12 protein-coding genes are annotated in these 13147 nt (G+C 71.3%); 8 read left to right on the forward strand and 4 right to left on the reverse strand.

Annotation, left to right across the window (positions count from 1 at the left end):
• Window positions 1-75 precede the first annotated feature (75 nt).
• Entirely contained in the window at window positions 76-765 is a 690-nt protein-coding gene (locus MYF83_RS18140; protein ID WP_248961642.1) for a RibD family protein, read from the forward strand.
• A complete protein-coding gene (locus MYF83_RS18145; RefSeq protein WP_248961643.1) occupies window positions 758-1198 on the forward strand; it encodes a deaminase in 441 nt (146 codons plus the stop codon). Before MYF83_RS18140 ends, MYF83_RS18145 begins: the two co-directional genes overlap by 8 nt.
• A gap of 247 nt (window positions 1199-1445) precedes the next feature.
• Here the strand turns inward: MYF83_RS18145 and MYF83_RS18150 are convergent, their stop codons facing one another.
• Together MYF83_RS18150 and MYF83_RS18155 are read right to left on the reverse strand one after the other, a co-directional pair.
• Window positions 1446-2858, reverse strand: a complete 1413-nt coding sequence (locus MYF83_RS18150; protein WP_248961644.1) for a sensor histidine kinase — start codon at window positions 2856-2858, stop codon at window positions 1446-1448.
• Window positions 2855-3583, reverse strand: a complete 729-nt coding sequence (locus MYF83_RS18155) for a response regulator transcription factor (RefSeq protein ID WP_279339705.1) — start codon at window positions 3581-3583, stop codon at window positions 2855-2857. The genes MYF83_RS18150 and MYF83_RS18155 overlap by 4 nt, the downstream gene beginning before the upstream one ends.
• Before the next feature lie 146 nt (window positions 3584-3729).
• On the opposite strand from MYF83_RS18155, the gene MYF83_RS18160 reads away from it, so the two are divergent.
• The 4 genes from MYF83_RS18160 to MYF83_RS18175 all read left to right on the forward strand — a co-directional run bounded on the left by MYF83_RS18160 (window position 3730) and on the right by MYF83_RS18175 (window position 8433).
• Window positions 3730-5106: a ferredoxin reductase family protein gene (locus tag MYF83_RS18160; RefSeq protein ID WP_248961645.1), complete on the forward strand. Its 1377-nt coding sequence runs from the start codon at window positions 3730-3732 to the stop codon at window positions 5104-5106.
• Between the two features lie 10 nt (window positions 5107-5116).
• A complete protein-coding gene (locus MYF83_RS18165) occupies window positions 5117-5602 on the forward strand; it encodes an FMN-binding protein (RefSeq protein ID WP_248961646.1) in 486 nt (161 codons plus the stop codon).
• Window positions 5599-6378, forward strand: a complete 780-nt coding sequence (locus MYF83_RS18170; RefSeq protein ID WP_248961647.1) for an FAD:protein FMN transferase — start codon at window positions 5599-5601, stop codon at window positions 6376-6378. The genes MYF83_RS18165 and MYF83_RS18170 overlap by 4 nt, the downstream gene beginning before the upstream one ends.
• A gap of 84 nt (window positions 6379-6462) precedes the next feature.
• Window positions 6463-8433 carry a thioredoxin domain-containing protein gene (locus tag MYF83_RS18175; protein WP_248961648.1) on the forward strand — a complete coding sequence of 657 codons (1971 nt, stop codon included), beginning with the start codon at window positions 6463-6465 and terminating at the stop codon, window positions 8431-8433.
• A gap of 217 nt (window positions 8434-8650) precedes the next feature.
• On the opposite strand, the gene MYF83_RS18180 is transcribed toward MYF83_RS18175, so the two are convergent.
• Together MYF83_RS18180 and MYF83_RS18185 are read right to left on the reverse strand one after the other, a co-directional pair.
• A complete protein-coding gene (locus MYF83_RS18180; protein WP_248961649.1) occupies window positions 8651-10774 on the reverse strand; it encodes a transglycosylase domain-containing protein in 2124 nt (707 codons plus the stop codon).
• A gap of 122 nt (window positions 10775-10896) precedes the next feature.
• Window positions 10897-11376 carry an Lrp/AsnC family transcriptional regulator gene (locus MYF83_RS18185; protein WP_248961742.1) on the reverse strand — a complete coding sequence of 160 codons (480 nt, stop codon included), beginning with the start codon at window positions 11374-11376 and terminating at the stop codon, window positions 10897-10899.
• Between the two features lie 102 nt (window positions 11377-11478).
• On the opposite strand from MYF83_RS18185, the gene hppD reads away from it, so the two are divergent.
• Both hppD and MYF83_RS18195 read left to right on the forward strand, forming a co-directional pair.
• Window positions 11479-12579: a 4-hydroxyphenylpyruvate dioxygenase gene (gene hppD / locus MYF83_RS18190; RefSeq protein ID WP_248961650.1), complete on the forward strand. Its 1101-nt coding sequence runs from the start codon at window positions 11479-11481 to the stop codon at window positions 12577-12579.
• Window positions 12580-12645: 66 nt separating this feature from the next.
• Window positions 12646-13146, forward strand: a complete 501-nt coding sequence (locus MYF83_RS18195) for an RDD family protein (RefSeq protein WP_248961651.1) — start codon at window positions 12646-12648, stop codon at window positions 13144-13146.
• Window position 13147: the final 1 nt, after the last annotated feature.

Genomic DNA, 13147 nt, shown 5'->3' on the forward strand with positions numbered 1-13147 from the left:
CGGCGCGGGCGGAGGCCGACCGAACTCGGCGCTCGGACGTCGCGGGGTCCATGATTGAACCCATGGAGGTCCTCGGTGCCTGAGCGCCCCTATGTCCTGCTGTCGGTCGCGACGTCGATCGACGGCTTCATTGACGATCTCTCAGACAGGCCGCTGGCCCTGTCCAACGAGGCCGACTTCGACCGCGTGGACGAAGTGCGCGCCGGCTGCGACGCCATCCTGGTCGGCGCCGGCACCATCCGCGCGGACGATCCCCGTCTCCTCGTCCGCTCGCCCGCCCGCCGGGCCGGGCGGGTGCGGCGCGGGCTCACCGAGACGCCGGTCAAGGTCACGCTGACCGGCCACGGCGACCTGGACCCCGCGCTGCGCTTCTTCTCACTGGGCGACGTCGAGAAGATCATCTACGCGGCGGGCCCCTCCGCCGAGACGGCGCGCAAAGCCCTCTCGGGAGTGGCCACCGTCGTCGACGCGGGCGATCCGCTCGACCTTCCCGGTGTGCTCGCCGACCTTTCCGCTCGCGGCGTACGGCGGCTGATGGTCGAGGGCGGCACCGCGGTCCACACGCTCTTCCTGACCTCGGGGCTCGTCGACGAGATCCACCTGGTCATCGCCCCGTTCTTCGTCGGCGACTCCTCCGCTCCCCGGTTCGTCGGCGACGGCGCGTTCCCCTCTGGCCCGGCCGCGCCGATGCGCCTGGCCGAGGCGCGCCCGATCGGCGACGTGGTCCTGCTGCGCTACCTGCCCGGGGAGGCCTCCGATGGATGACCTGCGATGGCTGGGCGAGACCATCGAGCTCTCGCGCCGCTGCCCGGTCTCCGCCACCGCGTTCGCCGTCGGAGCCGTCGTCGTCGCCGGTGACGGCACCGTCCTGGCCACCGGCTACTCCCGCGAGGGCGACCCGCACGACCACGCGGAGGAGGCCGCCCTGGCCAAGATCGCCCGCGACGACCCCCGGCTGGCCTCGGCGACCGTCTACAGCTCGCTCGAACCGTGCACCACCCGCGCGTCCCGCCCCCGCGGCTGCACCGAGCTGATCATCGCCGCCGGCGTTCCCCGCGTCGTGTTCGCCTGGCGCGAGCCGGACCTGTTCGTCGACTGCACCGGCGCCGAGACCCTGCGCGAGGCGGGCGTCGAGGTGGTCGAGATCCCCGCCCTCGGCGCCGCCGTCCGAGAGGTCAACGCCCACCTGTTCGCCTGAGAGCGCTACCAGGGGACCACCGGGTACCAGCCGTAGCCGAACATCGCGCACGGCCGACGCTGCCGTACGCGCCCGTTAAGCTGCATGGCGAGCCATTCGCGGCGCAACAGGTCATCAGAGGGAGAGGCACAGGATGTACAAGGAGTTCGCAGTCGAGGCCGTGATGTGGCTGATCCCCGTCGTCGTGCTGCTCGGCATCGCCTTGCTGGTCACCGGGACCGCCTGAGGCCGCAGGGGCCTCGTGCCGCTACGCGGCGGGGAGGAGCACCCGGAACACCGTGCGGCCGGGGCGGGACTCCACGTCCACGGTGCCGCCGTGCGCGCCGACCACGGCCTTGACGATGGCGAGCCCGAGGCCGCTGCCGCCCGAGGCGCGTGAGCGGGCCTTGTCGGCGCGGACGAACCGCTCGAACAGCTCTTCCCTGAGCTCTTCGGGGATCCCCGGTCCGTCGTCGGACACGGTGAGCTCCGCCTTGCCGGGGCCGGGGTCCCGGACCGAGACGGTGACCGTGGTCCCCGGCGGGGTGTGCGCGCGGGCGTTGCTCAGCAGGTTGGCGACGACCTGGTGGATCCGGTCCGCATCGCCGATCATCGTGACCGGCTCCTCCGGGAGCTCCAGCCGCCAGTGATGGGCGGGAGCGGAGACGCGCGCGTCTCCGGTCGCGTCGATCACCACGCGGGTCAGGTCCACCTGGTCGCGGGCGAGCGGCCTGCCCGCGTCCAGCCGGGCGAGCAGCAGCAGGTCCTCGACGAGCTTGCCCATGCGCGACGACTCGGCCTCGATCCGCTCCAGGGCGTGCCGCACCTCCTCCGGCACCTCGCCGGGGTTGCGCCGGGCCAGCTCGACATGGGCGCGGACGGTGGCGAGGGGGGTGCGCAGCTCGTGGCTGGCGTCCGCGGCGAAGGTCCGCATCCGCTGCTCGCTGGCGTGGCGCTGGGCGAGGGCTTCGCCCACATGGCCCAGCATGCGGTTGAACGCGGCACCTACCTGGCCGACCTCGGTGCGCGGGTCCTCGTCCGGCACGCGGTCGGGCAGCGCCACCTCCCCGCTGGCGAGCGGCAGCGTGCTGACCCGCCGGGCCGTGGCCGCCACCCGTTCCAAGGATCGCAGCGACAGCCGCACGCCGATCGCGCCGGCCACCCCGGTGACGAGCATCACCACGGCGAACATCACGATCTCGGCGAGTTGGAGCCGGTGCACCGTGGTGTTGACGCCTTCCATCGGGAGCCCGTTGATCAGGACGTCGCCGTCCTGTCCGTCGATCGCCATGACGCGGTAGTCGTCCAGCGTCGGCAGCTCCACGCTGTGTGCGCGCCCGTCCACCGGTATGCCCGCCAGGACGGCCGCGTCGCCGGCGGCCAGGTTGCGGCCTGTGCTGTTCGAAGCCACCACGGCGGCGTCCGTCACCCGGCCGTTCAGGACGCGCGCGCCCAGGGTGCCGGGAGACTGCCCCCGGCTGTCGCCGTACTCGCCGTTCTCCACCCTGTGCTCCAGGCTGGCGGCGAACTTCCCGACCGTCATGGACAGTTGCTGGTCCAGCCGGCCGACCATGAAGCCTTCCAGCGCGATGGAGGTGGCCACGCCGATCGCGGCGAAGGCGAGCGCGAGCAGGACCAGGACGCCGGCGACCAGCCGGGCGCGGAGCGTGTACGGTCTCATGGCTTGAGGACGTATCCCACGCCGCGCACGGTGTGGATCAGCGGCGGACGCCCCGCGTCGATCTTCTTGCGCAGGTAGCTGATGTACAGCTCGACGACGTGGGCCTGGCCGCCGAAGTCGTAGGACCAGACCCGGTCGAGGATCTGCGTCTTGCTCACCACCCTGCGCGGGTTGCGCATGAGGAAGCGCAGCAACTCGAACTCCGTCGGTGTGAGCTCCACCAGCTCGCCGCCCCGCGTCACCTCCCGCGCGTCCTCGTCCATCACCAGGTCGCCCACGATCAGCCGGTCGCCCTCCGCGGTCCGTGCCACGCCGGCGCGACGCAGCAGGCCGCGCAGCCGGGCCAGGACCTCCTCCAGGCTGAACGGCTTGGTCACGTAGTCGTCCCCGCCCGCGGTGATCCCGGCGATCCGGTCCTCCACGGCGTCCCTCGCCGTCAGGAAGAGCACGCATATGTGCGGCGCCTCGGCGCGCAGGCGGCGCAGCACCTCGATGCCGTTGATGTCGGGCAGCATGACGTCGAGCACCACCGCGTCGGGGCGGAACTCGCGGGCCGCGTCGACCGCGGCCGTGCCGTCGGCGGCGGTGCGCACCTCCCAGCCCTCGTAGCGGAGCACCGCGCCGAGCACCTCGACGAGGTCGGGTTCGTCGTCGACGACGAGCACGCGGACGGGCGTGCCGTCCGGGCGCAGCAGCTCAGGGAGATCTCGGGAAGTCGCGCGCATAGTGGTACCAGCGTCCTCCCCTCGCCGATGCCGTCCTTCTGAACCAGCTCTGAGAATCCTATGAATCGTCCGAGCATGCTCTGTTCAGAAGGAATCTAGAAGTTCGGCTGGCACGGTATGTCACGGATCGACCGAGAGGAGACCTAGTGAGCACCACCTTCGCCGAACGGGCCGTCACCGGCGGCACGCACCGGGGGGGTCCACCGGGAGGCGTCCGCGCCCATCCGGCGGCCGTCCTGATCGCCATCGCCGCGGGCGCGCTCGCCGTCCTCGGCCTGTGGTGGGCGAACACGCCCAGCGTGTCAGGGCTGGACGGCCTGCTGACCGGCGCCGGACGGATCACCGGGCTGCTCGCCGGGTACGCGATCGCGGTCCTGCTGGCCCTGATGGCCCGCATCCCGGCGCTGGAGCGCGGGGTCGGATCGGACAAGCTCGCCCGCTGGCACTCCATGGGCGGGCGGTACGTCGTCTCGCTCTGCGTCGCCCACACGCTGCTGATCATCTGGGGTTACGCGGTGACCGACGCCACCAACGTGGTGAGCGAGACGGTGACGCTGAACCTGACCTACCCCGACGTGCTCCAGGCCACCGTGGCCGTGCTGCTCCTGGTCGGCGTCGGCATCATCTCAGCGCGCGCCATCCGGCCCCGGATGCGCTACGAGACCTGGTTCCACCTGCACTTCTACACCTACCTGGCGGCCTGGCTGGCCTTCGGGCACCAGTTGTCCACCGGCAACGAGTTCCAGGACTCCCGGCTCGCCCAGGCCGCCTGGTACGCCCTGTACATCGGGGTCGCGGTCGTGCTCGTCTGGTACCGGTTCCTCACCCCGGTGCGGCAGTCGTTCCGGCACCGCCTCAGGGTCGGCAGGGTCGTGCGGGAGGGCCCCGGAGTCGTCTCCGTCCACATCACCGGGCGTCACCTGGACAGGCTGCGGGCCGAGCCCGGCCAGTTCTTCCGGTGGCGGTTCCTGACCAGGAAGCTGTGGTGGTCCCCCAACCCCTACTCGCTGTCGGCGGTCCCCCGGCCCGGCGAGCTGCGGATCACCGTGAAGGACCTGGGCGACCAGAGCCGCGAGATCGCGCGCCTGCGTCCCGGCACCAGGGTCCTCGCCGAAGGCCCCTATGGCGCGTTCACCTCCCGCCGCCGGAAGGGACGCAAGGTGCTGCTCATCGCGGGAGGAGTGGGCATCACCCCCATGCGCGCGCTGTTCGAGTCGATCCCGGCCGCGCCCGGCGACCTCACGCTCCTCTACCGGACGAGGACCGCCGAGGACCTGGCGTTCCGCACCGAGCTCGAGGCGATCTCGGTCCGGCGCGGCGCGGCGCTGCACTACTGCGTCGGCCCCCGGGCCCTGATCGGCGAGCCGTTCACCCCGCAGACGCTCACCCGGCTCATCCCCCACCTGCCCGACCACGACGTCTACGTCTGCGGGCCGGCCGGCATGACCGGCGGGATCATATCCGCGCTGCGCGCCGCCGGGGTCAAGAAGCGCCGGATTCACCACGAGTCGTTCGAGTTCTAAGGAATCCCCTATGCGCAGAGCGATATTGGCCGTGCTCGTCACCACCGTGGGACTGGTGCTGCTGCTGTCCTTCAAGCCCCACGAGATCACCGCGACGGCGGACCGGCCGGCCGCTCTGTCCCAGAACGGCGGCGACGATGCGGGAGCCGGGCAGGCGAGCCAGGAAGGCCAGGCGCCGACTCCCAGTGGGAAGACCAAGACCGGTACGAGCGCGACGAAGCGCAAGGTGGTCAACGGCGGCGCCGCCGACACCCGCTGGGGCCCGGTGCAGGTGGCGATCGTGCTGTCCGGCGGCAAGGTGACCGACGTCCAGGTGCTCCAGGCGCCGAACAGCAACCACCGCGACATCGAGATCAACGATCGGGCGCTCCCGATCCTCACCCAGGAGGCTCTCGCCGCCCAGTCGGCCCAGATCGACACCGTCTCGGGCGCGACCTACACCAGCGAGGGGTACGTCCAGTCGCTGCAGAGCGCCCTGGACAAGGCCGGCCTGTGACGCGCCACGTCGAGCATGCCATGGGCACGGTCTTCTCCTTCGACGTACGCGGCCCCGTGGACGCGGCGGACGCGGCGGACGCCCTCGCCCAGGCCGTGGCGTGGCTGCACCGGGTGGACGAGACCTTCTCGACGTACCGGCCGGACAGCCCGGTCAGCCGGCTGGGCAGAGGCGAGATCGGCCTGGACGACTGCCCTCCGGAGGTGGCCGAGATCCTCGACATGTGCGATCTGGCGGCCCAGGCGTCCCACGGCTACTTCACGACCTACCCGGGCGGGCGCCTGGACCCCTCGGCCATGGTGAAGGGCTGGGCGATCGAGCAGGCGTCGCACATTCTCAGGAGGGCGGGGGCGGTGAACCACTGCGTCAACGGCGGCGGCGACGTCCAGCTCGCCGGCACGGCGGCCCCCGGACGCCCGTGGCGGGTCGGCGTCGCCCACCCGCTGCGGCCGGGCGACCTCGCGACCCTGGTGACCGGGAGCGACCTGGCCGTCGCCACCTCGGGCACGGCCGAACGCGGGCCGCACATCCTCGACCCGCACACCGGCCGGCCGGCGACCGAGCTGGCCTCGATCACGCTGGTGGGCGCGAGCCTGACCATGACCGACGCCTACGCCACGGCGGCCTTCGCGATGGGCGGCGCGGCGGAAGAGTGGGTGACGGGACTGGAGGGGGTGGAGGCCTTCGCGGTCACGGCGTCGGGAGGCACCTGGCACACGCCCGGCTTCCCGCACGCGCCGCAGGTGCCGGCCCTCAGTATCCGGCCCTCAGTATGAGGTCGGTACGCCGCTCATAGTCGCGTCTCCGAGCCGGTCTAGTGTGAGAGGGATCGTGGGCCCCGCCTAGGCAGGAGAAGGTCGATGAACCGGCTGAAGGATGCGACGAGCCCATATTTGCTCCAGCACGCCGACAACCCCGTCGAATGGTTCGAATGGGGCGAGGAGGCCTTCGCCGAGGCGCGCAGGCGCGATGTGCCCCTTCTGGTGTCCGTCGGCTACTCCGCCTGCCACTGGTGCCACGTCATGGCCCACGAGTCGTTCGAGGACCCCGAGACGGCCAGGATGATGAACGAGCGGTTCGTCAACGTCAAGGTCGACCGCGAGGAGCGCCCCGACGTGGACGCCGTCTACATGAACGCCACGACGGCCATGACCGGGCAGGGCGGCTGGCCGATGACCGTGTTCGCCACCCCCGAGGGCCACCCGTTCTACACCGGGACCTACTTCCCCCGGCAGCGGTTCCAGCAGCTCCTGGCCGGCGTGTCGCGGGCGTGGACCGAGCAGCGGGAGGCGGTGCTCGCACAGGGATCCCAGGTGGTGACGGCGCTCGGCGAGAGCGCCGAGCTGCCGCGCGGGCCGCTGCCGACGCCGCCGACGCTGGAGCGGGCGTTGGACGACCTCGCCAGGAGCTTCGACGCCGCCCGGGGCGGGTTCGGCGGGGCTCCCAAGTTCCCGCCGTCCATGGTGCTGGAGTTCCTGCTCAGGCACGGCACTCCCCCGGCGCCGGCGATGGCCGAGAAGACCCTTTCCGCCATGGCGCGCGGAGGCATCTACGACCAGCTCGGCGGCGGCTTCGCCCGCTACAGCGTGGACGCCGGCTGGGTGGTGCCCCACTTCGAGAAGATGCTGTACGACAACGCCCTGCTGCTGCGGGTGTACGCCCACTGGTGGCGGTCCAGCGGGTCACCCCTGGCCAGGCGGGTCGTGATGGAGACGGCCGACTGGCTGCTGCGCGAGATGCGCACCCCCGAAGGCGGCTTCGCCTCGGCGCTCGACGCCGACAGCGAGGGCGTGGAGGGCAGGTTCTACGTCTGGACGCCCGCGCAGCTGCGCGAGGCGCTCGGCGAGGAGCGCGGCGCCTGGGCAGCCTCGGTGTTCGAGGTGACCGACGCGGGCACCTTCGAGCACGGCGCCTCGGTGCTCCAGTTGCTCGAGGATCCGCCCGACCGGGCGATGCTCGACGATGTGCGCGCGGAGCTGCTGACCGCCCGTTCCGCCCGGGTACGTCCCGGCCGGGACGACAAGGTGGTGGCCGCCTGGAACGGGCTCGCCATCGCGGCCCTCGCCGAGGCGGGTGCGCTGTTCGACCGCCGTGACTACGTGGACGCGGCGCGCGCGGCGGCCGAGCTGCTCGCGCGGACGCACCTCGACGGCGCGCGGCTGGTCCGCACGTCCCGCGACGGGCGGGCCGGGGCCAACACCGGGGTGCTGGAGGACTACGCCGACGTCGCCGAGGGTTTCCTCGCCCTGTACGGGGTCACCGGGGAGGTGCGCTGGTTCGAGCGGGCGGGCGCCCTGCTGGACACGGTGCTCGACCGGTTCCCCGATGGGTCGGGCGGGTTCTACGACACCGCCGACGACGGCGAGACGCTGTTCCAGCGCCCCCAGGACTCGACCGACGGCGCCACACCGTCCGGGCAGTTCGCCGCGGCCGGGGCCCTGCTGTCCTACGGCGCCCTGACCGGGTCGGCCCGCCACCGGGAGGCCGCCGAGGCCGCTCTGGGCACGGTGTCGACGCTCGCCGACCGGCACGCGAGGTTCGCCGGATGGGGGCTGGCCGTCGCCGAGGCCGCCCTGGCCGGGCCGGTGGAGGTCGCCATCACCGGAGCGCTCGACGACCCGCGCACCACCGCCCTGCACCGCGCCGCCCTCATGGCCGGGGTCCCCGGCATGGTGATCGCGCTGGGCGACGGCGGCGTTCCGTTGATGGAGGGGCGCGGCCTGGTCGGCGGGCTGCCCGCCGCGTACGTGTGCCGCGGCTTCACCTGCCGGATGCCGGTGACCTCCCCCGCCGACCTGGCCAAGGAACTGCGCGACGCCCCCGCCCACTGACCGCCCGCCGGTGGAAGGAGACCACGAACTCGCTCACCGGGTTACCCGACGTACCGTGGCGCCGGCCTCGCCGTCCCCCTTCTCGCCGACCCGGCGCCGAATGCGCGAGCAGGCAGGGCCGGACGGTGGTCAATCCGCCGACCGGAGGAAAGCCGTCAGCCTGAGCGCGAGCAGGCAGGGCCGGACGGTGGTCAAGCCGCCGGCCGGAGGAAGGCCGTCAGCCTGGTGGGGGTGGGGTTTCCACCGGGATGTTGTCGGGGAACTGCGGATCTGTGCCGTTGGGGTTCCCGCCGTTCGGGTCCCCCGTGTTGGGGTCGCCGCTCGGGCCGGGGGCGTCCGGGCTCGCCGGGGGCGGGGTGGTGTCCGGCTGCGAGGTGGGCCCGGTGGTGGGCTGCCCGGTCGGGGCGCCGTTGTCGCGGCCGCCCCAGCCGTTGCCCCACCCGTTGCGGTTCCAGTCGTTGTAGTACGGGTCGTAGCTCGATGAGCCGGGGAAGTCCTTCACCGGCTTGCCGGCCATCGCCTCGGACATGAACGCCCGCCACACCTGCGCGGGCAGGGACCCCCCGTAAAGCGCTCCGTACCCGGGGACGCTCACGGTCTTGTTGTCGTCGCGGAACATGTTCACCGCGGCCGACAGCTGCGGGGTGTAGCCCACGAACCACACGGCGCTGGAAGAGTCGCTGGTGCCGGTCTTGCCCGCGATGGGACGGTCGTACAGCCGGGCCGCCGTGCCGGTGCCGCTCTGCACGACCTGCTCCATCGCGAACGTCGCGTCGGCGGCCGTGCTCTCGCTGAACGCGCGGGCGCCAGGCACCGTGAACTTCCTGGTGTCGCCGGCCGCGTCGGTCACCGAGCGGATGACGTGCGCCTCCTTGTGGATGCCGCCGGCGGCGAAGGTGCCGAACCCGGAGGCCTGCTGAACGGCGCTCACCGACGCCGTGCCGAGGGGGAAGGTCGGGTAGTCCTTCTGCCGGGCGAGCTGGTCGGCCGGGATGCCCGCGGCCTCGGCGGCCTCGGCGACCTTCGCCAGCCCGACCCGCTGCGCGAGGTCGACGAACGCGGTGTTGACCGAGTTGCGCGTCGCCTCGACGAGGTCGATGGCCGCGCCGTAGGAGGTGCCGCCGGAGTTCGGGATCGGATCCTTGGCCGAGGCCACGCGGATCGGCGAGTTGCCGTTGACCCGGGTGTTCAGGTCGAGGCCGTTCTCCAGCGCGGCGGCCAGCGTGTACGGCTTGAAGGTGGAGCCCGCCTGGACCTTGGCCGAGAACGCGTTGTCGTACTGGTTCTGCGCGTAGTCCTTGCCGCCGTAGAAGGCGACGACCTCGCCGGTGTCGGGGGCGACCGCGGCCAGGCCGGTGCGCACCTTGTTGGAGGTGTCCTGCGGGAGGGTCTCCTCGACGGCGCGCTCGGCGGCGGCCATGAGCTTCTTGTCGAACGTCGTGGTGATCTTGAGGCCGCCCTGCTGGATGTCCTCGTCGGTGTAGCCGCGGCGGTTCAGCTCGGCCCGCACCTGGGCGAGGATGTAGCCCTTCTGCCCGCTGAGCGAGAGCGGGTCCTTGAGCTTGGCGAGCTTGGGGAAGGCCATCGTCGCGGCCTCGGACGAGTCGATGGAGCGCGTCTCGACCATTGCCTTCACCACGGTCTGCCAGCGGGCCTGGGCGGCCTCCAGATCGGCGCCCTTGGGCGCGGCGAAGCGCGACGGCTGCTGGATCACCGCGGCCAGGTAGGCGCCCTGGGCGGCGTTCAGCTTGTCCACGTCCTTGCCGAAGTAGGCCTGGGCGGCGGCCTGGATGCCGTACGCGCCCCGGCCGAAGTAGATGGTGTTGAGGTACTGCTCGAGCACCCAGGACTTGGGCCTGGACTGGTCGACCTTCAGCGAGATCATGATCTCTTTGAGCTTGCGCGTCGCGGACCGCTCCTGGCTGAGGCCGCTGTAGTAGTTGCGGACCAGCTGCTGGGTGATCGTCGAGCCGCCCTGGATCTGGTTGCCGGTGACCGTCGACCACATGGCACGGGCCGTACCCTGCAGCGACACGCCCTGGTCCTGGTAGAAGGTGCGGTTCTCGACGGAGATGACCGCGTCGCGCACCACCTGCGGCACCTTGTCGAGCGAGACGTTCTTGCGGTTCACGCCCTGCCTGGCGAGCACGGTCTTGCCGTCGCGGTAGTAGATGAGCGAGCCCTGGGCCGTCGCGAGCTTCTGGGTGGTGTCGGGGATCGGCGTCAGCACCCACACGACGGCGAACAATCCGGCGACGCCGAGCACCAGGATGCCACCGGCGATGAGGAATCGATGGAGAAGACGGCGCCTGGACCGGCGCTTCTTCTCTGCGTCCCGCACGGCGTAACCCCCGATCTACTGCGCAGCAAACCCCCGTAAGCTGGGCGGATCGTCTACAGTAAAGGATAGATAACGGTGCTCCGCACGTCGAGCCGGGGGTCGTCGCGGGACGGCGGCGGGGCCTAGCGGTCGCGGCGGCGAGGCACATCGGCGACCAAGGGCAGCACCCTGTAGGCGACCGGCGTGTCCAGCGCGATCACCGACGACGTGCGCACCACCCCCTCGACGTCCACGATCACATCGATGACCCGTTGCAGGTCGGCGTTACTGCGCGCGACCACACGGCACAGCATGTCACCACCGCCGGTGATCGTGTGGACCTCGAGCACTTCCGGAATGGACGCGAGCAGGCTCGCGACCGGATCATGACCGCTGATTTGCCTGATCTGCAGGGTCACGAAGGCGGTCACGTGGTACCCCAGCGCGGCCGGGTCGACGTCCGGCCCGAATCCGGTGATCACGCCCTGCTCCACCAGCCGGTCGAGCCGCGCCTGCACCGTGCCGCGGGCCACGCCGAGCCGCCGGGAGGCCTCCAGCATGCCCACGCGCGGCTCGGCGGCGAGCAGCGAGATCAGCCGTACATCCAGCTCGTCGATCGTCATGCTGTACAGGATTACCGGGAACAAGTCGCTCCCGCTAGGCAACTTGTCCACCAATTCGGGTAACAGTTGCACATTTGGTGCGCAGCATCCGAGAGTGGCCTCATGAGCGATGTATTTCCCGTACACGGCATGGATTCGGTGGTCTTCGCCGTGGGCAACGCCAAGCAGGCGGCCCACTACTACTCCTCGGCCTTCGGGATGCGCCTGGTCGCGTACAAGGGACCCGAGACGGGAAGCCGCGACGAGGTGGCGTACGTGCTCACCTCCGGCGGCGCGCGCTTCGAGCTGCGCGGCTCGGTGCGGCCGGGCACCAAGATCGCCCGCCACGTGGCCGAGCACGGCGACGGCGTGATCGACCTGGCGCTGGACGTGCCCGACGTGGAGGCCGCCTACGCCCACGCGGTCGCCGCGGGCGCTCGCGGCCTGGTCGAGCCGCACGTCGGCGAGGACGAGCACGGCAAGGTCGTCATGGCCGCCATCGCGACCTACGGCGAGACCCGCCACACCCTGGTCGACCGCTCCAACTACAGCGGCGCCTACCTGCCCGGGTACGTGCCCGCCGCGCCCCTGGTCGAGCCGCCGGCCAAGAGGTACTTCCAGGCGATCGACCACTGCGTGGGCAACGTCGAGCTCGGCAAGATGGACGAGTGGGTGGAGTTCTACAAGCGGGTCATGGGCTTCACCAACATGGCGGAGTTCATCGGCGACGACATCGCCACCGAGTACTCCGCGCTGATGTCCAAGGTCGTCGCGAACGGCACGCGCAAGGTCAAGTTCCCGCTGAACGAGCCGGCGATCAGCCGCAAGAAGTCGCAGATCGACGAGTACCTGGAGTTCTACGGCGGCCCGGGCGTCCAGCACATCGCGCTCGCCACCAACGACATCGTGGGCACCGTCGAGCGGATGCGCGCGGCCGGGGTGGAGTTCCTCGACACGCCCGACTCCTACTACGACGACCCGGAGCTGCGCGCGCGGATCGGCGAGGTGCGCGCCCCGATCGAGGAGCTGAAGAGGCACCGCATCCTGGTGGACCGCGACGAGGACGGCTACCTGCTGCAGATCTTCACCAAGCCCGTGCAGGACCGGCCCACGGTGTTCTTCGAGTTCATCGAGCGGCACGGCTCGCTGGGCTTCGGCAAGGGCAACTTCAAGGCGCTGTTCGAGGCGATCGAGCGGGAGCAGGCCCGGCGCGGCAACCTGTGATCCGCACCGGATGACCTGTTGGTCATGACCGGTTTGGCATGAAGGCTTCCTGGTGATCATGCACGCATGGGATCACCAGGCGAGCCTTCGTACGCGCGGCCGTGGGAAGGCTACGGCCAGGGCGGGCCGCCGTACGGTCCCTGGGGCGCCCCGCTCGCCGGGCGCTGGAGACGCCTGTTCGCCGGCCTCCTCGACCTCCTGATCGTGGGCGTGCTGACCTCGCCGTTCTCCACCACCGTGGCCCAGCGTCTTCCCGACGGCACCGTCGAGGTGGTGCGCGCCGGGAACGGCCTGATGGTCGCGGCCGTCTGGTTCCTGTACTTCTGGCTGCTGACGGCCTTCTGGAACGGCCAGACCCTGGGCAAGAAGCTGTTCCGCCTCCGCGTCGTGCAGTTCCCCACCCAGGAGCCGGTCACGGCGGGGCAGGCGGCCGTCCGCGAGGCCGTGTACGGGATCTTCGGCGTGGTCTGCTGCCTGGGCGTGATCGACCTGCTGTGGATCCTGTTCGACGGAAAGAAGCAGGCCCTGCACGACAAAGCCGCCTCCACCATTGCCGTGGATGCCTGAT

The organism is Sphaerisporangium perillae, from assembly GCF_023276435.1.
GTDB lineage: Bacteria > Actinomycetota > Actinomycetes > Streptosporangiales > Streptosporangiaceae > Sphaerisporangium > Sphaerisporangium perillae.